The sequence below is a fragment of the Streptomyces sp. NPDC056987 genome (genome assembly GCF_042673865.1).
In the GTDB taxonomy this organism is placed as follows: domain Bacteria; phylum Actinomycetota; class Actinomycetes; order Streptomycetales; family Streptomycetaceae; genus Streptomyces.
The window spans coordinates 39,075-59,616 of the sequence record NZ_JBHURV010000026.1 but is presented as its reverse complement, the minus strand read 5'-3'; the positions used below and the strand labels follow the sequence as shown (position 1 = coordinate 59,616).

Sequence of the window (20,542 nt, the reverse complement as noted above, 5' to 3'; positions counted from 1 at the left end):
GGAGCCGCTCCGGAGGTCCTTGACGCCGACACCCATGACTATGCAGGGCGCGTGTTAAGCGGGTGCTGCGTGGACGTGTCGCGCTCGTACCACTTTCGCGAACCCGAGATTCCGCATGACCCTTGACAGCCCCTCGGCAGGTGTGCGGGTGGCCTGATCCGGCCACCCGCAGGTGGCTACTTCACGCCGCCGGCCAGGCCGCCGGCGAGGTACGCCAGCAGGTCCTGCCTGCTCACGACCCCTGTCGGCTTCCCCTCGACCAGGACGATCGCCGCGTCCGCGCCGTCCGCGCCGCTGAGCGCGGCCATCAGGTCGGCCACCGGCTCGCCCGAGCCGACCTGCGGCAGCGGGGAGGACATGTGCTTCTCCAGCGGGTCGCCGAGCGAGGCGCGCTGGGTGAACAGCGCGTCCAGCAGCTCCCGCTCCACCACCGAGCCGATGACCTCCGCGGCCATCACGTCCGGGTGGCCGGCGCCCGGCTTCACGATCGGCATCTGGGAGACGCCGTACTCCCGCAGGACGTCGATGGCCTCGCCCACGGTCTCCTCGGGGTGCATGTGGACGAGCGCCGGGACCGGGCCCGCCTTGTGCCGCAGGACGTCCCCGACGCTCGCGGTGTCGCCCTCGTGGTCCAGGAAGCCGTAGTCGTTCATCCACTCGTCGTTGAAGATCTTGCTGAGGTAGCCGCGGCCGCTGTCCGGCAGCAGCACGACCACGACGTCGTCGGGGCCGAGCCCCTCCGCGACCTTCAGCGCCGCGACGACGGCCATCCCGCAGGAGCCGCCGACGAGCAGGCCCTCCTCCTTGGCGAGGCGGCGCGTCATCTGGAAGGAGTCCTTGTCGGACACGGCGACGATCTCGTCCGTGACCGTACGGTCGTACGCCGTCGGCCAGAAGTCCTCGCCGACGCCCTCGACCAGGTACGGCCGCCCCGAGCCGCCGGAGTAGACGGACCCCTCGGGGTCGGCGCCGACGATCCGTACGTGGCCGCCGCTCTTCTCCTTCAGGTAGCGGCCGGTGCCGGAGATCGTGCCGCCCGTGCCGACACCCGCGACGAAATGGGTGATCTTCCCGTCGGTCTGGTCCCACAGCTCGGGACCGGTGGTCTCGTAGTGCGAGCGCGGGTTGTTCGGGTTGCTGTACTGGTCCGGCTTCCAGGCGCCCGGCGTCTCACGCACCAGCCGGTCGGAGACGTTGTAGTACGAGTCGGGGTGGTCGGGGTCGACCGCCGTCGGGCAGACGACGACCTCGGCGCCGTACGCGCGCAGTACGTTGATCTTGTCCGTGGAGACCTTGTCCGGGCAGACGAAGATGCACTTGTAGCCCTTCTGCTGGGCCACGATGGCGAGGCCGACGCCCGTGTTGCCGCTCGTCGGTTCGACGATCGTGCCGCCGGGCCGCAGTTCGCCGCTCTCCTCGGCCGCTTCGATCATGCGCAGGGCGATCCGGTCCTTGACCGAGCCGCCGGGGTTGAAGTACTCGACCTTGGCCAGGACTGTCGCCTGAATGCCTTCGGTCACGCTGGTCAGCTTCAGCAGCGGGGTGTTGCCGACCAGGCTGATCATCGAGTCGTGGAATTGCACCGTTGTCTCCGGGGTCTCCGTGATGGTCCGGCCAGCGTATGCGCCCGCGGGGGAGATTGGGCGACCGTCCTCACGGGGCAATGAGCTGGTGTATGTACTCGTGCGTAGCACGACGAGCGGGACGACGAGGAGGTGGCTCGCGCTGTGTCAAGGGCGAGGGTGGCACGACGGATCGCGGCGGGCGCGGCCTACGGCGGCGGATCCATCGGCCTGCTGGGAGCGGCGGGCATCGGGGTGGTACTGGCGGAGGTCCAGCTCGCGAAGCGGTCGGTGGGCGGCGGGACCGCCCCCGTACCGCCCAGCGGCGACGGCTGGTACGGACTGGCCTTCGGCCACACGGAGCCGCTGCGGATGGGCATTCTGGGTGACTCCACGGCGGCGGGACAGGGCGTACGGCGGGCCGGGCAGACCCCGGGGGCGCTGCTGGCCTCGGGGCTCGCGGCGGTCGCGGAGCGCCCGGTCGACCTGCGGAACGTGGCACTGCCCGGGGCCAGGTCGGACGATCTGGAGCGGCAGGTGAGCCAGCTCCTGACGGCACCGGGCCCGTGGGCGAACCCCGGCCGCGGTGCCGGCTCCGGCGTCGGCTCCGGGTCCGGTTCCGCCGCGGACCGCGTCCCGGACGTCTGCGTGATCATGATCGGCGCGAACGATGTCACGCACCGGATGCCGGCCACCGAGTCCGTACGGTGCCTGGCCGCGGCGGTACGGCGGCTGCGCACGGCCGGCGCGGAGGTGGTCGTCGGGACCTGCCCGGATCTCGGCACGATCGAGCCGGTGTACCAGCCGCTGCGCTGGCTGGCCCGGCGCGCGAGCCGGCAGCTCGCCGCGGCGCAGACGATCGTGGCGGTGGAGCAGGGCGGCCGTACGGTCTCGCTGGGCGACCTGCTGGGCCCCGAGTTCGCGGCGAACCCGCGTGAGCTGTTCGGCCCGGACAACTACCACCCGTCGGCGGAGGGGTACGCGACCGCCGCCATGGCGGTGCTGCCCACGCTCTGCGCGGTGCTCGGCCTGTGGCCGGAGACGGACCGCCTCGACGCCGCGCGCGACGAGGACCTGCTGCCGGTCGCGAAGGCGGCCTCGGCGGCGGCGTCCCGCGCCGGTACGGAGGTCACGGGCGTCCGGGCGCCGTGGGCCCTGCTCAAGCACCGCCGCAGGCGCCACCCGCTGCCCACGCCCGCGGAGGCGACCCCGGAGGACCCGAGCACGGCGGAGGCGCACGGGGTCCGGGAGTCGTGAGGTCCAGGAACAGGAACGTGAGGTCCAGGAACAGGAACAGGTGAGCAAGCGCTTAGAAAAGAGGCCCGCATCACATGCCGCACCGGGTGACCCGTGCACTACGTACGGGTAACTTCCCAGTGAGTTCTGCCCCCGCACCCTTGGAGCCGTGATGCCCGAAGCCGTGATCGTCTCTGCCGCCCGGTCCCCGATCGGCCGGGCCTTCAAGGGCTCGCTCAAGGAGCTGCGGCCCGACGACCTGACCGCCACGATCGTCCGCGCCGCGCTCGACAGGATCCCCGAGCTCGACCCCCGCGACATCGACGACCTGATGCTCGGCTGCGGCCTGCCGGGCGGCGAGCAGGGCCACAACCTCGGCCGGATCGTCGCCGTACAGCTCGGCATGGACCACCTTCCGGGCTGCACGATCACCCGCTACTGCTCCTCGTCGCTCCAGACCTCCCGGATGGCCCTGCACGCCATCAAGGCGGGCGAGGGCGACGTCTTCATCTCGGCGGGCGTGGAGATGGTCTCCCGCTCCGTCAACGGCTCCTCGGACGGCATGCCGGGCACCCACAACCCGCTCTTCGCGGACGCCGAGGCCCGGACCGCCGCGGTGGCGCAGAGCGAGGGCGCGGAGTGGCACGACCCGCGCGCCGACGGCCTGCTCCCCGACGCGTACATCGCGATGGGGCAGACCGCCGAGAACCTGGCCCGCCTGAAGGGCGTCACACGCGCGGACATGGACGAGTTCGGCGTACGGTCCCAGAACCTCGCCGAGGAAGCCCTCAAGAACGGCTTCTGGGAGCGCGAGATCACCCCGGTGACCACGCCGGACGGCACGGTCGTCACGGCGGACGACGGGCCCCGCGCAGGCGTCACCCTGGAGGGCGTACAGGGCCTCAAGCCGGTCTTCCGCCCCGACGGACGGATCACGGCGGGCAACTGCTGCCCCCTCAACGACGGCGCCGCCGCGCTCGTGATCATGTCGGACACGAAGGCGCGCGAGCTGGGCCTGACCCCGCTGGCCCGGATCGTCTCCACGGGCGTCACCGGCCTGTCGCCGGAGATCATGGGATACGGCCCGGTCGAGGCGTCGCGGCAGGCGCTCTCCCGCGCCGGCCTGACCATCGGCGACATCGACCTGGTGGAGATCAACGAGGCGTTCGCCGCACAGGTCATCCCGTCCTACCGGGACCTGGGCATCCCCCTGGAGAAGCTGAACGTCAACGGCGGCGCGATCGCCGTGGGCCACCCCTTCGGCATGACCGGCGCGCGCATCACCGGCACGCTGATCAACAGCCTCCAGTTCCACGACAAGCAGTTCGGCCTGGAGACGATGTGCGTCGGGGGCGGGCAGGGCATGGCGATGGTGATCGAGCGGCTGAGCTGAGGCGCAGCGGAGGGTAGGGGTCGCCCGAGGCACGAGGGCGGCACCTGCCCGCAGCGGAGGCGAAGCTCAGCGCGACCGGAAACACGAGCGGCTCAGCTGAAGGGCTCGGCCACCCCCACATTCACCCAATGTGATCATCCGGTTCGGGAAAGCGACGATCGCGCCCCCCGATCCCCAGTCGTGACTGAATCTCCCCCAGGATGTGACCTATGCCCGGGGGAGATTCGTTTGCCCTGGTCAGGACCTTGAAGCGCCGATACGTAAGGCCGAAAGACCTGTCCATTTCATGACGTAATGCACTGCCGGGCGGTACTCGCCCGCGACAAGCTGAGGTAGGAAGTCGGGGGTATCGATCGGAACGGGAGTAGTCAGTGAGCACCATGTCTCTTGCCCTGCTGCTGACCACGGCCACCGCCACGGCCGTGGGTGTCGCTGCACTGCACGCCGCTCACTCGCTGCGCCGGCAGGTCAGCGCCCTCCGTGGCGAGCTGGCCGCGGTGCACCCCGGCGGGTTCGCCGCCGCCGTCCCGCAGGCCAGAAGCGCCACCGACCCCGCCCAGGCCGACGCCATCCGCGGCGCTGTCGCCGAGGCCCTCGCCGAGGAGCGGGAGCGCGAGCTCGCCGAGGCGCGGGCCTTCTGGGCCGCGCAGGAGGCGCGCGACGCCACCGACGCCCCGTCGATGCTGGGCGGGCTCTCCGGACTCGGCACCGAGGAGACGCCGTTCTACGTGCCGCGCCAGATGGACTTCGTCGGCCTGGAGTCGCTGGAGGCCCTGGAAGCGCTGGACCTGGACGCCACGGAGGCGTTCGACGGCGGCATGAGCGAGGCCGTCGAGTTCGCGGAGGACTCGCCCGAACTGGCCGCCGCGCGCCGCCGCCACCCCTCGCACCCGGACTTCGTCCCCGTGCAGACCCCGGTCGTCACCGACCACGAGCGCACCGTCGCCCGGCTGGAGGAGCTGGCCAGGACGCGTACGGCGCTGGCCGACGTCCGCCCGGGTCCGCTGGGCACGCTCGACGTGTACGTCTTCGCGGACGGTACGACGCTGTGCATGACCCCCGGCCACCGGGAGACCGCCGAGCGGCTCTCCGACGCGCTCCGCGAGGGCGAGGCCCCGTTCCTGCTGGGCGGGTCCGGTGTCTCGGGCGCGTACACCCTGACGTTCTCCTGCGGCGGCGACGACCACCCGCACGGCGACACCGGCGCCGAGCACATCTACATCCTCGCGGACCGCGTCATAGCCTCGCTCTGACCCCCGCCACCCCGTCCGGAGCAACGCTCCAGCACGACGCCTCAGAGCGACGCCTCGGAGACCGCCTTCTCCACCGACCGCACGGCCTCGTCCAGTTCCGCCTCGGACGGGGCCGTTCGCAGTGCCTCGGCCAGGTCGCCGGCCGCGACCGTGAGCTGGTCGGCGACGGCGAAGACACCGGCGTCCGGCATGATCCGCGGCTCCGCCCCCGGGCTCTCCAGCCGCTGCGCGCGTACGGACAACTCCCGGGCCAGTTCGAGCGCGCGAGCCGCGGCGCCGCGCTGGAGCCGGCTCTGCGGGGCGGCCCTCAGCCGGTCGGCGAAGCGGCCCACGGCAGTTGTCAGCGGCGTTGTATCGAGCACCCGCCCGACCCTACGCGGCCCCCGGGACGCACGGCCACCGGGTTGCCGACAACCCTTGCCAACACGTCCCGGCTCAGGCACGGTGGGCGTAAAGGACCAGAAGGACCGAAAGGATCCGTCCAGAAGGCCCCGTAAGCGCAGAGCGTCCGGAGGCGCCGATGTCCCTTGTCTTCTCCGAAGAGACCCATCGCAATCTGCTCGCACGTATCCCCCATTGCACCGGTCGTGAGATCTCCGACTGGCTCCGCACCGTCGAGGACGGCCCATCCCTTCTCCGTTTCGAGGAGAAGGTGAGCTGGCTGCGGAGTGAGCACGACCTGGCGTACGGACACGCGAAAGCGATCGTCCACGAGTACGACCTGAGGCGCGCGGCGCGCCGCTTCTCCTAGGCCGGCCCGTTCCGGCAGCCGAGCAACCCGACAACCGAACAACCCGACCGACAACACGACGGAGGGGTCCACGGGCTTGCTGCCCGCGGACCCCTCCGGTCACTCCGCCGGCCGGTACGGCCGACGGGTCGTTCGTGACTAGTCGTTGCCGCTGAGGATCGAGAAGAGCCGCAGCATCTCCATGTAGATCCACACCAGGGTCAGCGTCAGACCGAACGCCGCCAGCCAGGACTCCTCGCGCGGCGCGCCGTACGCGACGCCGTCCTCGACCTGCTTGAAGTCGAGCGCCAGGAAGCACGCGCCGAGGATGATGCCGATGACGCCGAAGAGGATGCCGAGGCCACCGCTGCGGAAGCCGAGGCCGTCACCGCCGCCGAAGACGCTGAACAGCAGGTTGGCGACCATGAGGAGCATGAAGCCGACGGCCGCGGCCATCACGAAGCCGTAGAAGCGGCGCGTGACGCGGATCCAGCGCATCTTGTACGCGAACAGCACCCCGGCGAAGACCGCCATCGTGCCCATCACGGCCTGGATCACCACACCGGGCGCGATGTAGGTGCTGACGACGCTGCTGATCACGCCGAGGAAGACACCCTCGAACGCCGCGTACGACAGGATCAGCGCCGGCGACGGCTTGCGCTTGAAGGACTGGATCATCGACAGGACGAAGGCGACGAGCACGGCGCCGATGGCGATGCCGTAGGACTTGCCGATGTTCGCCTGGTCGACCGGCAGCAGAACCCAGGAGAGCACTGCCGTGAGCACGACCGTGCCCAGCGTCATACCCGTACGGGTGACGACGTCGTCGATCGTCATGACGCCGGTGTTCGGCGGTGCCTGCGGCGTGCCGACCGGGGCGCCCTGCTGCTGCGCGTAGGGGTTGGTCGCGTACGGGTTCGTCGCGTACGGGTTGGTTCCTACGGCGGGGCCCCCGGCCTGCGGCGCCGCGTTGAAGCCCGCGTGGCCGTTGTCGCGGCTGAAGCCCCGTCGCGAGAAGACCGGGTTGCTGCTCCTCATCTCACTCCTCCATGGCCGCCCAGCGCGGCCTTGCGTCAAGAGTAATGGGACAGCAAAGCGTACGCCCTAGTGCTCGGGGAGGATCTTTCGTTAAATCGGTACGTCTACGACGTGCCGCTCGTCACAATCCCACCAAAAGGGACCGCGGCGGCCGTCGGCACGGGACGGTGATGTGCCCGGAGCCGGACTTGAACCGAATCCACGCACACTCTCCGACCTGCGGAAACGCTCTGACCAGGCAAACGGGATCTCATTCTTTCCCGTCCAGACCCGTTCCGGACCGTCCAATCCCGTCCGGCCTCACCGTCGTGAGGCCGTGGCCTCACGCCCAGTCAAGGGCCTCCCGAGGGACACAAATGGCGGCTTCCCGCCACCTACTGCACCCGGTGCGCCACTTCATCCAGGAGGGATTGGGGGGCTCGACCGGCCAGGCGTCGCAGGACTTCGTCACGTACGCGCGGGGGCAGCCCTTGGACGATGGTCTCGATCGCGTCGATCCTCGGGTCGGCAGCAGGATCGTCTACAGCTGAGGAGTCGTCAGGCACTGGGGGGAGACGTGTCGGCTCGCCGCCGGCGAGGATCGCCTCGCAACTTCCCGACCCCCAAGCGAGTGCCCGCTCCAGGCCGCGGTAGGTCGTGGGCTTGACCTTTTGCCCTCGGCGGATCTTGCTCAGGGTCTCGACCGAGAAGCCGGCCTCGGCCGCGACGGCGACATATTCGAGCCCGAGGTCGGCGATGCGCCGCTCCACCTCTTTAGCCAGCCGATCGAGCGGCAGCACGTCAGCCGTCATGAGCTGAGAGTACATCGGCAATCCAATCCACTCCAAGGGGCGACAACCGCCGCAGCGCTGCCGCTACCCCCGTAGACGGACCCATTTTCGGGGTACAGACGCCAAAGAAATCCAACAATCTCCAACTTACTCACAGGTATGGCTTGATAGACACCAACGTTGGAGTACGTTGGAGTCATGTTGAGCCTGACGATCAGCGGGGCGAAAGCCCGCGCACTCCGTGAGCGCCGCGGCCTCTCGGTCGTGGACCTGGCGGACGCGGTCGGATGCTCCCGCTGGCAGATCTACAAGATCGAAAAGGGCACGAACCAGCCGTCGCCGACGCTCTACAAGGGCCTGAAGGCGGCGCTTCGCGCCACTGACGATGAGCTGACCAGCGACTGCTCCGGCGGTGCCGCATGAACGACCTGCGCAACTACAGCGTGGACGAGACGGCAGACCTGCTCGGCTGCAAGCCGCGGTACCTGGAGGACAACCTCAAGATCCTCCCGCACCAGAAGATCGGCATCGCGGTCGTCTTCGACGCCAGCGAGATCCTCGCGATCAAGGAAATGCACCGAGTCCGCCCGGGCCAGTTCGCGCCCCGCGCACCCGAGCCCTTGGCCGAATCCGGCACCTCCGCGCTCAGCCTCGCGACCATCCGGCCGAAGCGACGCGCCTGAACATGCCGCGGGGCTGCTCCGACTTCCCGGCCTGAGCAGCCCCGCCGGCCCTCACCCACCAGAGAAGCGAGGAACCGTTGAACCACAATATCCGCCCGGTGGGCACGCTGGCTGAGCGCCAGCCGCCCACGGCCACCACCGCCTCTCAGCCCGCCGCCCAGGCCGTTCCGCCGTGGCGTACGGCGCAGCAGCTCGCGATGAACGCGGTCTGGGTGGCGTCCGCGCAGACGGCGCTCGCGCCGTTCTGCGTCTCGCTGTCCCGGATGAACCTGAAGTCGGACGTCTTCGTCGGGCACCTGCACTACGAGGCCGCCCGGTCCGTGACCGAGTTCGCGTCGGCGTACGACGTGACGCCGACGGAGGACCACCAGCGCGGCGGGGCCCAGTGCACGCACAAGGCGGTCGCCACGGTCGACGGCGTCCAGGTCACCGCCGTGGCCGTCGTCACCGTCACCGCCCCGGCGGGTGCGGGGGCCGGCCGATGACGAGCGCCATGGACTCCTACCTGGAATGGGACCTGCTAGCCCACCAGCCCGACTGCGCCAGCCCGGCCTGGACGATCGACACCCGTACCGAGTACCACGCGTACCGCCTCCGCCACGACGGCGTCTCGCACGACTGCCGGAACCAGGAGTGCGGCCACGGCGACAACTTCACACGGACGACCCTGCGCATCGTGTGCTCGTGCTGCGGGGCGGCCTACGTGATGACCGGCGAGGAGACCCCAGAGGCGACGTCCACGCAGGCCCTCGGCTACGGGCAGCCGCCCCGCCGCATCGCCGGCCTCTACCTCTACCCCGGCGAGCCGCTCCTCCACGGCTGGGGCAAGACCAGCGGGCCGTACGACCAGCTCGTGACCGCGCGCCGCGTCGACCGCCTCCAGGCCGACGACGTCGTCGGGCAGATCACCCAGAGCCGCGGCAAGCGCGGCGCGGTCCGCTGGTCGGCATGCGCCGTGCCCAGCGCGGAGGGCACCTACGGCATCCGCCCGCTGCGCTGGACCCGCGTCGAGGTCGACTTCCGGTCGGTGGCGGCCGCCGCGAAGTGGATTGCCGCCCGCCACGCCGAGCGCGCCGAGGGGGGTGACCCGTCGTGAGCGACAACTCCACCACCCCCGCGCCGTCGGGCCTGCACGTCCCGCACTCGGCGCGCCGTGGCTGCGCGTCCTGCAGCGGGATGCACCACCCGGCCCGGCGGGGCCTCGCCCGCCGCCTGGCCGCGCACCCGATCCCCCGTCAGATCCTCACTCCGAAGGGCGGGCCCCGATGACGAGCGCGTTCAACTACCCGATCGGTACGCCGGTGTTCGCCTACCCCGGGGCCCGCCCCGAGGACATCCCCGGCGCTCCCCGTCTGGTCACCCGGACCCGCACCACCGTGCGGGAACTGTGCGGGTCGGACGTCGTGTGGGTTGAGGGCGAAGGCTCGTGCATCGCCGTCACCCACCTCGACGTGGTGACGGAGCAGGAGTGGGAGGCCGCGCGGACCGCGGACGCTGTGGCGGACCAGGGCGCCCTGCCCGTACCGGCCGGCCCCGGCCAGGAGAAGACCACCCCCGCCGCTGCGGCGGGGACTGCGGTCACTCCGGCGCAGGCGTCGGCGCGCCAGGCGATCCTGGTCGCTCTGGCCCGGTCTCTGCGTGAGCAGCCGACGGGCGCCCAGATCCTGGACGGTCTCGACAACCTGGGTGAGGCGGTGCTCGACGAGCACGACGCCGGGGAGATCGCGGCGTGGGTCGACGGGATCTGTTACCTCGCGCGGATCCCACTCGCCGGATCGGTCACCGAGTACCTCGCGTCGCACGAGTCGTTCCCGGTCGGCCGGTACCTCCGCAAGGAGGCGGCAGTCGAGCACATCGAGGACCTCCTGGTCCAGGAGGAGGGCCCGGAGGTCCGGTCCCGGATCGTGTGGTCGGACCCGGAGGACGAGGACGAGGAGGTGCCCGTCTGGGACGTGGCGCTCCGCGACCCGGCCACCGGGGCTCTGATCCCCACCCAGTACATGGTCACCGCGCTTTCGCTCGCCCACGACTACGACCGGGAGGCCGACGCGTGAACGCCGACGAGCTGACCAACCTCATCATCATCACCACCGCTGTGATCGTCGTCAGCGCGCTGTCGGCCGGCTACCTCGAGGACCGGGTCATCACAGTGCGCCAGGCGATGCGCCGGTTCCACCACGGCCCGGACATCATCGCCCGGTTCACCCAGGGTCCCGAGCCCCAGTCCGGTGTCGTCTATCCGCCGCTGCCCGCACAGCCGCCGGTGCGGCGTGAGACGAGGCGTCCGTGACGAGGCTGCCGGGCGTCCGCCCGGCAGCCGCCCCCGGCCCCGCCCCGGTCCTGGTGGACTTCTCGCAGGCCGCGTGCCTCGCTACCCCCGGCCCGTTCGGCGCGGTGCCCGGGGTGCCCGCGAACCAGCAGGCGGCCCTCGCCGTCTGCGCCCGCTGCCCCGTCAAGCCCGGCTGCCTCGAGAAGGCCATGGAAGAAGAGGGGGCGTTGCCGGCAGCCCATCGCGGCGGTGTTCGCGGCGGCCGCACCGAGCTGCAGCGGGCCGATCTCTACGTGAAGCGGTCCAAGGCATGCGGCGGGCGAGGGCTGCGTGCGCGGTCCGCGTCCTCTGAGCAGATCGTGACGCTGCTGAGGACCGGTATCAGCGATCAGGCGGTCAAGGCCGCGGTGCGCAGGCTGGGGATGACGGCGGACGCCGCCCGTATCGCCGCTCTGCGCGCCGAGTACGGCATCGTCCGCGCGTCCGGGACGGGGGCCGGCCGTGGCTGAGTTCGCGCTCTTCAACCCGGTCGCCGCGCTGCTGATCGCGGGCATGACCGCGTCCCTCGCACTGGTCGCGATCGCCGCGCTCGCCTGGCTCCTGGCCCACCGCACCTGGCGCCTCGTCGCCCCCGCCACCCGCACCCCGTCGGTCCCTGCGTCCTCCCCGGCCCCGGCCGACGAGGACCCGGCACCCGTACCGGTCCGCTACCTGCCCTGCCACAGCACCCGCTGCGCGCACCTGACCACCAGGCACACCGAGCTGTCGGGCGGCGAGTGGGCGTGCACCACCCGCGGCTGCGGCCGTATCGGCCAGGCCCCGTCGAAGGAGTGCTGATGTCCAGGTTCTCGTCCAGCCGCTGGCGTCTGGCCGCCGCGTGTTTGCCGTTCGCGGACCTGTTCATCCCCGACGGGGAAGGGCGGGAGAGCAGCGGTGAGGCGAACCGTCGTAACCGTGAGGCCAAGGTGATCTGCGTGCCGTGCCCGGTGCGGCGTGAGTGCCTGTCCGACGCGCTGAGAACCGAGCGTACGGACAGCCCGTACCAGCGGGCCGTGGTGCGGGGCGGGATGAGTCCCCATCAGCGGGCCACGCTCAGCGCCGTGGACCGTGAGCGCCTGATCCTCGAGGGCCAGACCGGCCCGTCCGGACCCCGATGACCGGCCCGGCCACTGCCGAGTGCGGTCACTGGCTCGGTGAACTGCGGCTCTACTGCCGCGCCGTGGTCGGCGTCCGCCGCTACCGGACCGGGCTGCGCTGCCCGCTGCACACCCCGGCCGCGCTGGCCGACCGACCGGAGCCGCCGTCCGGCCCGGGCTGGCCGGCCGCCGCCAGAACCACCTACCGGGCCGCCCAGGCCGCCGAGGAGAACCACAAGCGATGACCACCACCAGCACCGCCACCGCGGCGGGTCTGGCCGGCGGGGTGCCGGGCCCGGAGCGGCTGTTGCCGACCCGGGGCCGGACCCCGTGGGCGGACCGGGCCCGGCCCTGCCGGCACTGCACCATCCCCACCCACCAGCGCGACGACCAGGGCCAGCCCGCCCACCCCGTCTGCACCACCCCGAACGGAACCCGATGACCACCACGATCACCTTCGCCGACGAGGCCGCCGTCCCGGGACGGACCGTCCACCGGACCACGCCCCTCGCCAGCCGCACCACCCTCGACCCGCCGCTGCGCGCCGAGTGGGAGGCGTACATCCTGCGCGCCACCCACCTCCTGCCCCACTACAAGCACCTCGCGCTCAGCGTCGCCGCGCTGGCCGACTACACCACCGGCCGCATCCCCGACAGCGCACCCACGGGCCAGGGCGACCTGATGGCCCAGACCGGCCTGGCCGAATACCAGGTCCGCGGCGGCCTCCACGCCCTGGAGACCCGCTGCCTCATCCGCCGCCACGGCGACCGGGTCACCGAACTGCGGCTCTCCCTGTCGTCCCTCGCCCTCATCCGCAAGGCCCTCCAGACCGCCACCTGACCCCCACCAGCTGTCTGGCCGGGGCACCACCCAGTCCCTCGCCCGCCCCGGCCAGACACCCCCGTACGAAGGAGAGCCCCGCTTGTCCACCGCCGTCGCGCCGCGAGCAGCAGCTGCTGCTCCGTGCCCGGAGCCGCCCCCCGCGGCTGCCGGGACAGCGGCACGCGCCGGCGGCGGACTGCGGGTCCGCGTGCCTCTGCGCCTGGTTGTAGGCGGGCAGTACAGCGACGCTGCCCTGCCCGTCTACATCAAGATCGCAGCGCTCTCGATGCGCCCCCAAGGCTGCCGCGCCAAAGTGATCACGATCGCCCAATACCTCGGCATGTCCAAGTCCGCGGTCGAACGCGGCCTCAGGCAGCTCCACCACCCGGACCCGGTCGACGGCATCACCGAGGTCATCACCGTCCACCACACCTCACGCGACGGCGACGGCGAGTCCGCCGAACGCCGTGTACGGGCCGTCGACACGGACGGGCCCGAGCTGTACGTGTGGATCCCCGTACGCGCCGCAGACGCCCTCACACCCCGCGAGCTGCGCCTGTACGCCGCGATCGCCTACGCCCAGGTGCGCCGTATCCCCCTGGCCCTGGCCGACCTCGCCGACCACGTCCGCCACCAGGGCGGCCAGCACGCCGGCGAACCCCTCGGCGAGCGGCAGGTCATGCGGATCGTGGACGAGCTGGAGGCGTCCGGCTGGATCAGCGTCCACCGCCGGCAGGGCCCGCGCGGCCGCCACATCTACGAGGCGCACCGCCACCCCCTCCACATGATCGCCACCGGCCAGGCGCCCCAAGGGCCCGGCCCCGCGACCCCTGACATTCATGACGGATCGGCTCCCCGCAGGGCTGACGGATCCCCTTGTGTGGAGGACCCCAGGACTGACCGACCCGACGAAAACGATACGGAGCTGGGTGGGCCTGTCCGCCGTAGGCGAGGTGACCGTAAGTGGGTCGCCCGGCCTGTGGAAAACCCGCCCGCGATCCCCGCCGCGCTGCGTGCCGGTCACGGCGAAAAACGCAGCAACAGCGGGGGCCAGCCGTACGACGGGCCGGACTTGACCATCTCCGGCCGTGTCTGGAAGGTCCTCGGTCCGCTGCGCCACGTCTACTGGCAGCTGACCGTCTGGGAACAGCGGGAGATCGCCCGGCAGATCGGTTCCCAGCTCTCGGCCGGGTGCCCGCGCGACCGTCTCAAGTACCGCGTGGGCAACCGCTACGCCGCCGCCCAGGACCCTTACCGGGGCGAGGGCGGTATCGGCCGGTGGATCCTCGGCGTCGCACTGCCTCGCGCCCCCAAGGGCTGCGGCATCGCGGCGTGTGAGGACAAGGCGATCTGGCCCACGCTGGCCCCGTGTCCCGGCTGCGAGGAGATCGCCCGCGACAAGGCCGCGGCGGCCGCCCGGATCCGGCAGGCGGAGGCCGAGCGGGCGGCCCGGGCGCAGCGGCGGCGGGCGGAGGAGCAGTGGGCCGAGCGCACCGCCGCCTGGGCCCGCCGCCAGGAGGAGGAAGCCGCCGCGGCCGCCCAGGCCGGGGAGAGCGGGGCGCAGCAGCCAGCGGGTCCAGACGTGGCGCAGTCCGTACCGCCAGGGCCTCGCTCCGGCGCCGAGCCCGGCCCGGACCCCGGAGTTGAGGTGGCTGTGTGGCCTCGGCGCGCGCCGGCGACTCCGCCCCCGCACCAGGACCTGGACGCCGCCGAGCTGGCGGTGCTGCGTGCGGCCGCGACCCCGGAGGCCATCACCGCGGCGGTCGCCGAGCACGGGCGGACCCATGCGGTCTACCTCTACGGCCACGCCCTGGTCCTCCGTCACCTCAACGTGCTCGATTCCTACGGCCTCGAAGGAGAAGCCCGTGCTCAGTAACGCCGGTCTGGCGCGGTGCGATCGCTGCGGCGATCCCATCCGCTGGACCCTCACCGACAAGAACAAGGCACGCCAGGCCGTGAACCCCGAGCCGGACCCGGCGGGCACCCGGGCGGTGTGGACGACGGTCACCGGCACCGTCATGTCCCGCGCCCTGGACCGGGAGCGGCCCACCCTGGAGGCCGCCGAGTGGCAGGCCCGCGTCCACGTCTCGACCTGCCGCAACCCGCCCGCCCGTGCGCCGCGGCGCAGCAGCGGTTCGGGGCAGCGGCGGCGGTCGGGTGTGCGGCCGGCCCGGGGGCAGGGGTGGTCACGGTGAGCGGCCGGTGGCTGGTGCCGGGGGCGCTGCGGGACTACGACCTGGTGCTCCTGTCCGGTCTGGCCCGCGGGCAGAGCATCCCGCAGATCGCGGCCGCCTCCGGGCTGGCGCCCGGAACCCTCCGCAACCGGATCAGGGCCCTGCGGCAGCGGATGGGCGCCCTGTCGTGCGCGCACGCCGTAGCCCTCGCCTACCAGCACGGCTGGCTGAACGGCCTGCGCCCCGAGCCGCTCCCGCCGGTCCGCCTGACCCGTCAGCAGCGGCATGTCCTGCAGCTGCTCGCCGCAGGCCTGACGAACGAACAGATCGCCCGCCATCTGCACATCAGCACGAACACGACAGTCACACACGCGCGCCGCCTCTACGCCGTGATGGGCACCGCCCGCACCGGCCGGTCCAACGCGGCCGCCCGCGCCCACACCGTCGCCCTCGCCTACCAGCACGGCCACCTCACCACCAGGAGCAGCACGTGAAGCCGCCGGTCCCCTACTTCGGCAGCAAACGGCGAGTGGCCGACTGGATCGTCGGCATGCTCCCGCCCCACGACCACTACGTCGAGCCCTACGCCGGCGGGATGTCCGTCCTCTTCGCGAAGGCGCCGTCGGCGATGGAGACCGTCAACGACCTCGACGGCGACCTGGTCAATTTCTGGCGCGTCCTGCGTGACCAGCCCGAGGACCTGGCGCGCGTCTGCGCGCTGACCCCGCACTCCCGCGCCGAGCTCACCGACGCGTGGGAGCCGGCCGAGGACGAGGTGGAACGGGCGCGCCGCGTCTGGGTCCGGCTGTCCCAGGGCCGCGGCGGGATGATGCGGCGCAGCGGCTGGCGGCACTACGTCACCGCCTCCAGGTCGAGGTTCAGCATGCCCGACCACCTGGACGCCTACCGGGACCGGCTGCTGCCCGCCGCCGAACGGATCATGTCCGTGAGCCTGGAGTGCCTGCCCGCCCTCACCATGATCGGCAAGTACGGGGGCGCGAAGGATGTGCTGCTGTACGTCGACCCGCCGTACCTGGGCACCACGCGCAGCCACCGCGACCGGTACGGCGCGGAGATGCGCGGCGAGGCCGACCACCGGGAGCTCGCGGCCGCGCTGGCCGACTGCCGGTCCGCCGTCGTCCTGTCCGGCTACCCCTCGGCGTTGTACGACGAGCTGTACGCGGGATGGCACCGGTACGAGACAGCAACCAGCACCGGCAACGCCGCGGCGGCGCAGGCCCGCACCGAGGTCCTGTGGTCGAACCGCGTCCTCGGCGGTCAGCAGGACCTGTTCGCCGGGAGCAGCGGATGACGCCGGCGGCGCGCGGGGTACCGCGGCGGATCGTGGTCGTGGCCGGCCTGTCCGAGGGCCGGAGTCACCGGCAGATCGCGGCCGAGCTGGGGATCGGGCGCAGCACGCTGACGGACTACGTGTACCGGCTGTCCAGGTCGGTCGGCGCCCCGGACCGGGCCGCGCTGGTCGCGTACGCGTACCGGAACGGCTGGCTCGCCGTGCCCGCGGCGCCTGCCGGCGGGGCCGGCTTCCCGCGGCCGCTGCCGCACCTGGTCCGGGTCCTGGAGTGCATGGCCCGGGGGATGGACCACCGGCAGATCGCGGCCGCCCTCGGCCTGACCCACCACACCGTCTGCGCCTACGGCCGGGACCTACGCGCCCACTACGGAGCCCGGCACCGCGCCCACGTCGTAGCCCTGGCCCACCAGCACGGCCATCTGTCCATCAGTACGACCAGGAGCAGCACGTGAACACCAGCACCCTTCCGGACCTGTCCGAGTGGACCGAGCGGGTCATCGTGTCCGGCGGCCAACGCCCCCCGAACCCGGCCCTGTACGCCGGATACGTCCTGCAGCGCGACGGCGAGCACGTCCATTACGTGGCGGACGGACAGGCCCGCTGCCTCGGCGGGCACTGCGTCCCCCGGGACGCGGCCGGGCGTAGAACGGCCCGGCCCTGATGGCCGCCCTCCTGCGCCTGCCCGGCGGGCCGGACGACGTCGCCGAGCTGGTCGAGGCGCTCCTCGTGGCGGCCGATGCCCGGCCTGGCACCCCGATCTCGGCCCGCTGGCGGCGCCTCGCCGACGAGTTCGGCGACGCCCTGGACCACCTCCCCACACCCACCACCATCAAGGAGCAGCAGCAGTGATCAGCCTCTCGAAGATCGAAGAGCGCGCCCCCGGACTCGTGTCGCTCGCCAAGACGGCCGCCGTGTCGCTGGAGAAGCACGGCATCACCGACGAGGTCGCCAGCGTGTACCTGGTCCTCGACCACTCCGGCAGCATGCAGCGCTACTACCGGGACGGCAGCGTGCAGCGGCTCGCCGAGCAGGCCCTCGCCCTGGCCGTCAACCTGGACGACGACGGCACCGTGCCGCTCGCCTACTTCGCGTCCCGCTACCAGACCGCCGCCGATGTCCAGCTCTCCGACTACCAGGGCATCATCGACCGGACGCGCCGTCACGCCCGCTGGGGCAGTACCAACTACGCCGCGGCGATCATCGAGACCGCGAACGCGTACGGGCGGTCCTGCCACGGCGGCGCGCCCGGCCTGGTGATCTTCCAGTCCGACGGCGAACCCGACCACCGCGGCGCGGCTGTCGACGCGCTGCGCCAGGTCAGCACCATGCCGATCTTCTGGGCGTTCGTCGGCTACGGCGACCGCATCAGCTTCCTCGAGCAGCTGGACTACCTGGACGGCCGGGCCGTCGACAACGCGAGCTTCTTCCACGCCAGGGACCCGCACAACGTGAGCGACGCGGAGCTGTACGACGGGATCACCTCGCAGTACGGGGCGTGGCTCGCCGCCGCCCGCGCCGCCGGCATCATCCGCCGCCGCCCCTGACCCACCCGTCGGGGCCGTCCCGCCGACGGGACGGCCCCCGCCCGACACCCGGTCCACGACTCACGGAGAGCACCGTGCCTTCCTTCCTGTTCGCCCTGCTGCTCGGAGCCCTGTCCGGCGGCGGCACCTACCTCTACACCGACGCCGCCGCCCTTGCGGTCATCGTCGGCCTCGTGGTCTTCGTCGCCGCCTGGCTCGGAGTCTTCGCGATCGTCCTGTTCGACGACTGACCCCTCACCCCTACCAGCACCTTCAGGAGCACATCTCTTATGACCAGCAGCAAGCGGGCCACCATGGTGGCGATCGACGGGACCAACGCCCTCGCCTACGTCATCATCCGACCCGGTGCGGACCCGGGAGCCCTCACGATGGAGGCCGGAGCGAAGGGCCTGGGCAAACCCGCGGCCGCCGAGGTCCTGCGGCACATCGCCGACCAGTGGGGCTCTGTCCCCGAACACCAGGCCACCCGGTCAGTCCTCGCCGAGATCGCCGGCGAACGCCGCCGCCAGGACGACAAGTTCGGCACACAGAACCACCCCGACGGCACCGGACTGCCCGTCTACCAGCACAGCGCCCGTCGCTACCGGGACCACGCCGACCGTGCCGCGGCATCCGGAACCCTCGCGTGGCGCGACGTCCTCCAGGAGGAAGTCCACGAGGCCCTCGCCGAGTCCGATCCTGTCCGGCTGCGCGCCGAGCTGGTCCAGGTCGCCGCTGTCGCCGCCGCCTGGATCGAGGCCATCGACCGTCGTGCAAAGGACGGCGGCTCGTGACCGACCATGCCGCGGCCGCGCGCCGGCACCGCGCCTACGAAGCCGCTTTCGTGGCCGGCTGTATCGGTCTTTCCGCTGTCGCCCTGTGGTGCGCAGCGTCCGAACTGTGGGCCGAGGGCGTGTTCTTCGGCGTCACGGCCGCAGTGATGGCCGGGGGCGCGGCACGGTCCGGGGCCGACTACCGCGCCGCCCGGGCCCGCGCGGCCGGCGACACCAGCGGCCCGTGCTGCCCCACCTGGACCGCCTCCCACCACACCGTCCACAGCGCCCGCTGCACCCACACCAACCCGCCGTACCAGAACACCCAGGAGCAGCCATGACTACCGAGGCAGAGCAGGTCCCGAGCTGGGACTTCATCGGCCAGCCCCTCACCGTGGGGGACAGCGTTGCGATCGCCAGTACCGGCGGGCCCACGCCGGGGCGTCTCTTCACCGGGCGTATCGCGCTGATCCACAAGGGCCAGATCTGTGTCGAGTCCGGACACCTGATCACGCTCGTCGGCGAGCAGCACATCGCGTCCGGCGGGCAGCCGGCCCACATCCGGTACGCCACCGTCCACCGCATCACCAAGCCGGACGGGACCGCCAAGCCCGCCACGCCCTCTGACGCGGGCGGCTCGGTCACGAGCCACCCGTACCAGGGCGAGGGCTTCCTCCACCCCTGCACGGCCCGCGGCTACGGCGACATGTGCGGCGCCAACCAGTACCAGCATGAAACGGAGGAGTGATCCATGGACGTCACCGATCCCGTCTCGGGTGCCCGGGCCGTCGTGTCCTGCACCCTCACCATCGACGGCCGCGAGTACACCACTCAGCAGGCCTACAGCCGGTCCTCGTACCGCCTGATGAAGGACGACCCGCGGTACTGGCAGCTCATCGAGGCGGACATCCGGCGGGCGCTCGGCGAACTGATCACACGGGAGCTGGCGCCGCCGGTCATCGTCCAGGAGCCCGACGACCCGACGCCCATGCCCGTCACCCACCCGAAGCAGAAGGAAGCACCCGATGCCTGACGCACCCCCGGACGAACTCCGCCGGACAATCACCGAGGCGCTGACCGCCGAGCACTACCGCAGGGCGCAGGAACAGATCGTCGACAGCCCCGAGGGCCACTGCGCCGCCTTCGCCGACGTCGTCATGCCTATCGTCCAGGCCGAGATGGCCCGGCGCCGAGAGACCGCAGCGCCCGGCTTCGTCCACGGCTTCCGTCTCCACCACAACCGCGCCACCCTGGACGGCGCGGCGTTCCCCTCCGGCCGGTGCTTCGTCCTCGATGACGCCGAACACGGCTTCGCCACAGTCGCCGCCAGCGAGCATGACCTGCTACTCGGCTATCACGGGGCACGTATCGAGTGGCCGCCCGCAGGCACGTGCGATGCCTCGGTCGCCGGCCTGATCGGCGCGAAGCCGCTCGGGCCGTGCGTCCTGCGACACCAGCACGACGGACCCGTCCACCAGGACTCCACCGGCGCAACGTGGAACCGGAGCAGCACCCCCGACGACACCGTCACCCCACCCTCCGGCCAGCAGACCGACCCGTTCCTCACCGATACCCGCCTCGAGGAGCAGTGATGGCCCGCCGCATCCGCCACACGCACGTCGCCGAGCAGCTGGCCGACGCCGGACACGCGCCGTCCGAGTGGATCGACGGGGACTGGGACCCCGGCTACCGCACCGCCCAGTCCGGGCCACGCCTGGTCCACGTCTACTACGACGGCCCCGGCGAAGCGGACCAGCTCGCCGCCTACACCACGCTCCTCCAGAACCAGGGCCTGGCCGTGGTGCCCGAGCAGCAGGACCGCGGCGGCCGCCGCCGGCTCGCCGTCACCCGCCCCTGACCCGTCCCGC

General features: G+C 71.9%; 36 protein-coding genes. 32 read left to right on the top strand and 4 right to left on the bottom strand.

What is annotated here, in order from left to right; all coding sequences use genetic code 11:
* Nucleotides 1-176 precede the first annotated feature (176 nt).
* A complete protein-coding gene (locus ACFTZC_RS27105) occupies nt 177-1,583 on the bottom strand; it encodes a cystathionine beta-synthase (protein WP_382894023.1) in 1,407 nt (468 codons plus the stop codon).
* A gap of 159 nt (nt 1,584-1,742) precedes the next feature.
* Here ACFTZC_RS27105 and ACFTZC_RS27100 point away from each other — a divergent pair, with 159 nt between their 5' ends.
* The 3 genes from ACFTZC_RS27100 (at nt 1,743) to ACFTZC_RS27090 (ending at nt 5,444) form a co-directional block, all read left to right on the top strand.
* A complete protein-coding gene (locus ACFTZC_RS27100) occupies nt 1,743-2,819 on the top strand; it encodes an SGNH/GDSL hydrolase family protein (RefSeq protein ID WP_382894021.1) in 1,077 nt (358 codons plus the stop codon).
* A 151-nt stretch (nt 2,820-2,970) separates the two neighbouring features.
* Nucleotides 2,971-4,191 (top strand): acetyl-CoA C-acetyltransferase, encoded by a 1,221-nt coding sequence (locus ACFTZC_RS27095; protein WP_382894019.1) that lies wholly within the window; start codon nt 2,971-2,973, stop codon nt 4,189-4,191.
* Between the two features lie 380 nt (nt 4,192-4,571).
* Nucleotides 4,572-5,444 (top strand): hypothetical protein, encoded by an 873-nt coding sequence (locus ACFTZC_RS27090; protein WP_382894155.1) that lies wholly within the window; start codon nt 4,572-4,574, stop codon nt 5,442-5,444.
* Nucleotides 5,445-5,485: 41 nt separating this feature from the next.
* Here the strand turns inward: ACFTZC_RS27090 and ACFTZC_RS27085 are convergent, their stop codons facing one another.
* Entirely contained in the window at nt 5,486-5,806 is a 321-nt protein-coding gene (locus ACFTZC_RS27085; RefSeq protein ID WP_382894017.1) for a hypothetical protein, read from the bottom strand.
* Nucleotides 5,807-5,964: 158 nt separating this feature from the next.
* Here ACFTZC_RS27085 and ACFTZC_RS27080 point away from each other — a divergent pair, with 158 nt between their 5' ends.
* Nucleotides 5,965-6,195, top strand: coding sequence for a DUF4287 domain-containing protein (locus ACFTZC_RS27080; protein WP_382894016.1), 231 nt, complete (start codon nt 5,965-5,967; stop codon nt 6,193-6,195).
* Nucleotides 6,196-6,333: 138 nt separating this feature from the next.
* On the opposite strand, the gene ACFTZC_RS27075 is transcribed toward ACFTZC_RS27080, so the two are convergent.
* Both ACFTZC_RS27075 and ACFTZC_RS27070 read right to left on the bottom strand, forming a co-directional pair.
* Nucleotides 6,334-7,212, bottom strand: a complete 879-nt coding sequence (locus ACFTZC_RS27075) for a Bax inhibitor-1/YccA family protein (RefSeq protein ID WP_382894014.1) — start codon at nt 7,210-7,212, stop codon at nt 6,334-6,336.
* Between the two features lie 374 nt (nt 7,213-7,586).
* Entirely contained in the window at nt 7,587-8,003 is a 417-nt protein-coding gene (locus ACFTZC_RS27070) for a hypothetical protein (RefSeq protein WP_382894012.1), read from the bottom strand.
* Between the two features lie 177 nt (nt 8,004-8,180).
* Here ACFTZC_RS27070 and ACFTZC_RS27065 point away from each other — a divergent pair, with 177 nt between their 5' ends.
* The 28 genes from ACFTZC_RS27065 (at nt 8,181) to ACFTZC_RS26930 (ending at nt 20,532) form a co-directional block, all read left to right on the top strand.
* Nucleotides 8,181-8,405 (top strand): helix-turn-helix transcriptional regulator, encoded by a 225-nt coding sequence (locus tag ACFTZC_RS27065; RefSeq protein ID WP_382894010.1) that lies wholly within the window; start codon nt 8,181-8,183, stop codon nt 8,403-8,405.
* Nucleotides 8,402-8,665 (top strand): hypothetical protein, encoded by a 264-nt coding sequence (locus tag ACFTZC_RS27060; protein WP_382894008.1) that lies wholly within the window; start codon nt 8,402-8,404, stop codon nt 8,663-8,665. The genes ACFTZC_RS27065 and ACFTZC_RS27060 overlap by 4 nt, the downstream gene beginning before the upstream one ends.
* 98 nt (nt 8,666-8,763) lie before the next feature.
* Entirely contained in the window at nt 8,764-9,150 is a 387-nt protein-coding gene (locus ACFTZC_RS27055) for a hypothetical protein (RefSeq protein WP_382894006.1), read from the top strand.
* Nucleotides 9,147-9,761 carry a hypothetical protein gene (locus ACFTZC_RS27050; protein ID WP_382894004.1) on the top strand — a complete coding sequence of 205 codons (615 nt, stop codon included), beginning with the start codon at nt 9,147-9,149 and terminating at the stop codon, nt 9,759-9,761. Before ACFTZC_RS27055 ends, ACFTZC_RS27050 begins: the two co-directional genes overlap by 4 nt.
* Complete coding sequence (locus ACFTZC_RS27045) at nt 9,758-9,934, top strand: hypothetical protein (protein ID WP_382894002.1); 177 nt, start codon at nt 9,758-9,760, stop codon at nt 9,932-9,934. The genes ACFTZC_RS27050 and ACFTZC_RS27045 overlap by 4 nt, the downstream gene beginning before the upstream one ends.
* Nucleotides 9,931-10,719 (top strand): hypothetical protein, encoded by a 789-nt coding sequence (locus tag ACFTZC_RS27040; RefSeq protein WP_382894001.1) that lies wholly within the window; start codon nt 9,931-9,933, stop codon nt 10,717-10,719. The genes ACFTZC_RS27045 and ACFTZC_RS27040 overlap by 4 nt, the downstream gene beginning before the upstream one ends.
* Nucleotides 10,716-10,955 carry a hypothetical protein gene (locus tag ACFTZC_RS27035; RefSeq protein ID WP_382894000.1) on the top strand — a complete coding sequence of 80 codons (240 nt, stop codon included), beginning with the start codon at nt 10,716-10,718 and terminating at the stop codon, nt 10,953-10,955. Before ACFTZC_RS27040 ends, ACFTZC_RS27035 begins: the two co-directional genes overlap by 4 nt.
* Complete coding sequence (locus ACFTZC_RS27030) at nt 10,952-11,443, top strand: WhiB family transcriptional regulator (protein WP_382893999.1); 492 nt, start codon at nt 10,952-10,954, stop codon at nt 11,441-11,443. The genes ACFTZC_RS27035 and ACFTZC_RS27030 overlap by 4 nt, the downstream gene beginning before the upstream one ends.
* Nucleotides 11,436-11,771 (top strand): hypothetical protein, encoded by a 336-nt coding sequence (locus tag ACFTZC_RS27025; RefSeq protein ID WP_382893997.1) that lies wholly within the window; start codon nt 11,436-11,438, stop codon nt 11,769-11,771. The genes ACFTZC_RS27030 and ACFTZC_RS27025 overlap by 8 nt, the downstream gene beginning before the upstream one ends.
* The gene (locus ACFTZC_RS27020) at nt 11,771-12,091 is read left to right on the top strand and encodes a WhiB family transcriptional regulator (protein WP_382893995.1); all 321 of its coding nucleotides are present in this window, start codon (nt 11,771-11,773) and stop codon (nt 12,089-12,091) included. The genes ACFTZC_RS27025 and ACFTZC_RS27020 overlap by 1 nt, the downstream gene beginning before the upstream one ends.
* Nucleotides 12,088-12,315, top strand: a complete 228-nt coding sequence (locus tag ACFTZC_RS27015; protein ID WP_382893993.1) for a hypothetical protein — start codon at nt 12,088-12,090, stop codon at nt 12,313-12,315. Before ACFTZC_RS27020 ends, ACFTZC_RS27015 begins: the two co-directional genes overlap by 4 nt.
* Complete coding sequence (locus ACFTZC_RS27010; RefSeq protein WP_382893991.1) at nt 12,312-12,512, top strand: hypothetical protein; 201 nt, start codon at nt 12,312-12,314, stop codon at nt 12,510-12,512. Before ACFTZC_RS27015 ends, ACFTZC_RS27010 begins: the two co-directional genes overlap by 4 nt.
* Nucleotides 12,509-12,910 (top strand): hypothetical protein, encoded by a 402-nt coding sequence (locus ACFTZC_RS27005; RefSeq protein ID WP_382893989.1) that lies wholly within the window; start codon nt 12,509-12,511, stop codon nt 12,908-12,910. Before ACFTZC_RS27010 ends, ACFTZC_RS27005 begins: the two co-directional genes overlap by 4 nt.
* 190 nt (nt 12,911-13,100) lie before the next feature.
* Nucleotides 13,101-14,768, top strand: a complete 1,668-nt coding sequence (locus tag ACFTZC_RS27000; protein ID WP_382893987.1) for a hypothetical protein — start codon at nt 13,101-13,103, stop codon at nt 14,766-14,768.
* On the top strand, nt 14,758-15,087 hold the full coding sequence (locus ACFTZC_RS26995; RefSeq protein WP_382893985.1) for a hypothetical protein: 330 nt from the start codon (nt 14,758-14,760) through the stop codon (nt 15,085-15,087). Before ACFTZC_RS27000 ends, ACFTZC_RS26995 begins: the two co-directional genes overlap by 11 nt.
* Nucleotides 15,084-15,560 (top strand): LuxR C-terminal-related transcriptional regulator, encoded by a 477-nt coding sequence (locus tag ACFTZC_RS26990; protein ID WP_382893983.1) that lies wholly within the window; start codon nt 15,084-15,086, stop codon nt 15,558-15,560. The genes ACFTZC_RS26995 and ACFTZC_RS26990 overlap by 4 nt, the downstream gene beginning before the upstream one ends.
* Nucleotides 15,557-16,378, top strand: a complete 822-nt coding sequence (locus ACFTZC_RS26985; protein WP_382893981.1) for a DNA adenine methylase — start codon at nt 15,557-15,559, stop codon at nt 16,376-16,378. The genes ACFTZC_RS26990 and ACFTZC_RS26985 overlap by 4 nt, the downstream gene beginning before the upstream one ends.
* The gene (locus ACFTZC_RS26980; protein ID WP_382893979.1) at nt 16,375-16,830 is read left to right on the top strand and encodes a LuxR C-terminal-related transcriptional regulator; all 456 of its coding nucleotides are present in this window, start codon (nt 16,375-16,377) and stop codon (nt 16,828-16,830) included. The genes ACFTZC_RS26985 and ACFTZC_RS26980 overlap by 4 nt, the downstream gene beginning before the upstream one ends.
* Nucleotides 16,827-17,039: a hypothetical protein gene (locus ACFTZC_RS26975; RefSeq protein WP_382893977.1), complete on the top strand. Its 213-nt coding sequence runs from the start codon at nt 16,827-16,829 to the stop codon at nt 17,037-17,039. The genes ACFTZC_RS26980 and ACFTZC_RS26975 overlap by 4 nt, the downstream gene beginning before the upstream one ends.
* Entirely contained in the window at nt 17,039-17,227 is a 189-nt protein-coding gene (locus tag ACFTZC_RS26970; protein ID WP_382893975.1) for a hypothetical protein, read from the top strand. The genes ACFTZC_RS26975 and ACFTZC_RS26970 overlap by 1 nt, the downstream gene beginning before the upstream one ends.
* Nucleotides 17,224-17,922: a VWA domain-containing protein gene (locus ACFTZC_RS26965; RefSeq protein WP_382893973.1), complete on the top strand. Its 699-nt coding sequence runs from the start codon at nt 17,224-17,226 to the stop codon at nt 17,920-17,922. The genes ACFTZC_RS26970 and ACFTZC_RS26965 overlap by 4 nt, the downstream gene beginning before the upstream one ends.
* 74 nt (nt 17,923-17,996) lie before the next feature.
* On the top strand, nt 17,997-18,152 hold the full coding sequence (locus ACFTZC_RS26960; RefSeq protein ID WP_382893971.1) for a hypothetical protein: 156 nt from the start codon (nt 17,997-17,999) through the stop codon (nt 18,150-18,152).
* Nucleotides 18,153-18,191: 39 nt separating this feature from the next.
* Nucleotides 18,192-18,695 (top strand): NUDIX hydrolase, encoded by a 504-nt coding sequence (locus ACFTZC_RS26955; protein ID WP_382893969.1) that lies wholly within the window; start codon nt 18,192-18,194, stop codon nt 18,693-18,695.
* A complete protein-coding gene (locus tag ACFTZC_RS26950; protein ID WP_382893968.1) occupies nt 18,692-19,015 on the top strand; it encodes a hypothetical protein in 324 nt (107 codons plus the stop codon). The genes ACFTZC_RS26955 and ACFTZC_RS26950 overlap by 4 nt, the downstream gene beginning before the upstream one ends.
* A complete protein-coding gene (locus ACFTZC_RS26945; protein ID WP_382893966.1) occupies nt 19,012-19,422 on the top strand; it encodes a hypothetical protein in 411 nt (136 codons plus the stop codon). Before ACFTZC_RS26950 ends, ACFTZC_RS26945 begins: the two co-directional genes overlap by 4 nt.
* Nucleotides 19,423-19,425: 3 nt before the next feature.
* Entirely contained in the window at nt 19,426-19,707 is a 282-nt protein-coding gene (locus tag ACFTZC_RS26940; protein ID WP_382893964.1) for a hypothetical protein, read from the top strand.
* On the top strand, nt 19,700-20,266 hold the full coding sequence (locus ACFTZC_RS26935; protein ID WP_382893962.1) for a hypothetical protein: 567 nt from the start codon (nt 19,700-19,702) through the stop codon (nt 20,264-20,266). The genes ACFTZC_RS26940 and ACFTZC_RS26935 overlap by 8 nt, the downstream gene beginning before the upstream one ends.
* Nucleotides 20,266-20,532, top strand: a complete 267-nt coding sequence (locus ACFTZC_RS26930; protein WP_382893961.1) for a hypothetical protein — start codon at nt 20,266-20,268, stop codon at nt 20,530-20,532. The genes ACFTZC_RS26935 and ACFTZC_RS26930 overlap by 1 nt, the downstream gene beginning before the upstream one ends.
* The last annotated feature ends 10 nt before the right edge of the window (nt 20,533-20,542 follow it).

Coding starts and splice junctions, on each gene's coding strand:
- ACFTZC_RS27040 (WP_382894001.1), top strand. CDS start 9,931: ATGACGAGCGCGTTCAACTACCCGATCGGTACGCCGGTGTTCGCCTAC.
- ACFTZC_RS27095 (WP_382894019.1), top strand. CDS start 2,971: ATGCCCGAAGCCGTGATCGTCTCTGCCGCCCGGTCCCCGATCGGCCGG.
- ACFTZC_RS26970 (WP_382893975.1), top strand. CDS start 17,039: ATGGCCGCCCTCCTGCGCCTGCCCGGCGGGCCGGACGACGTCGCCGAG.
- ACFTZC_RS27090 (WP_382894155.1), top strand. CDS start 4,572: ATGTCTCTTGCCCTGCTGCTGACCACGGCCACCGCCACGGCCGTGGGT.
- ACFTZC_RS27065 (WP_382894010.1), top strand. CDS start 8,181: ATGTTGAGCCTGACGATCAGCGGGGCGAAAGCCCGCGCACTCCGTGAG.
- ACFTZC_RS26930 (WP_382893961.1), top strand. CDS start 20,266: ATGGCCCGCCGCATCCGCCACACGCACGTCGCCGAGCAGCTGGCCGAC.
- ACFTZC_RS27020 (WP_382893995.1), top strand. CDS start 11,771: ATGTCCAGGTTCTCGTCCAGCCGCTGGCGTCTGGCCGCCGCGTGTTTG.
- ACFTZC_RS27080 (WP_382894016.1), top strand. CDS start 5,965: ATGTCCCTTGTCTTCTCCGAAGAGACCCATCGCAATCTGCTCGCACGT.
- ACFTZC_RS27015 (WP_382893993.1), top strand. CDS start 12,088: ATGACCGGCCCGGCCACTGCCGAGTGCGGTCACTGGCTCGGTGAACTG.
- ACFTZC_RS26940 (WP_382893964.1), top strand. CDS start 19,426: ATGGACGTCACCGATCCCGTCTCGGGTGCCCGGGCCGTCGTGTCCTGC.
- ACFTZC_RS26955 (WP_382893969.1), top strand. CDS start 18,192: ATGACCAGCAGCAAGCGGGCCACCATGGTGGCGATCGACGGGACCAAC.
- ACFTZC_RS27050 (WP_382894004.1), top strand. CDS start 9,147: ATGACGAGCGCCATGGACTCCTACCTGGAATGGGACCTGCTAGCCCAC.
- ACFTZC_RS26935 (WP_382893962.1), top strand. CDS start 19,700: ATGCCTGACGCACCCCCGGACGAACTCCGCCGGACAATCACCGAGGCG.
- ACFTZC_RS27060 (WP_382894008.1), top strand. CDS start 8,402: ATGAACGACCTGCGCAACTACAGCGTGGACGAGACGGCAGACCTGCTC.
- ACFTZC_RS27005 (WP_382893989.1), top strand. CDS start 12,509: ATGACCACCACGATCACCTTCGCCGACGAGGCCGCCGTCCCGGGACGG.
- ACFTZC_RS27070 (WP_382894012.1), bottom strand. CDS start 8,003: ATGACGGCTGACGTGCTGCCGCTCGATCGGCTGGCTAAAGAGGTGGAG.
- ACFTZC_RS26980 (WP_382893979.1), top strand. CDS start 16,375: ATGACGCCGGCGGCGCGCGGGGTACCGCGGCGGATCGTGGTCGTGGCC.
- ACFTZC_RS26945 (WP_382893966.1), top strand. CDS start 19,012: ATGACTACCGAGGCAGAGCAGGTCCCGAGCTGGGACTTCATCGGCCAG.
- ACFTZC_RS27075 (WP_382894014.1), bottom strand. CDS start 7,212: ATGAGGAGCAGCAACCCGGTCTTCTCGCGACGGGGCTTCAGCCGCGAC.
- ACFTZC_RS27010 (WP_382893991.1), top strand. CDS start 12,312: ATGACCACCACCAGCACCGCCACCGCGGCGGGTCTGGCCGGCGGGGTG.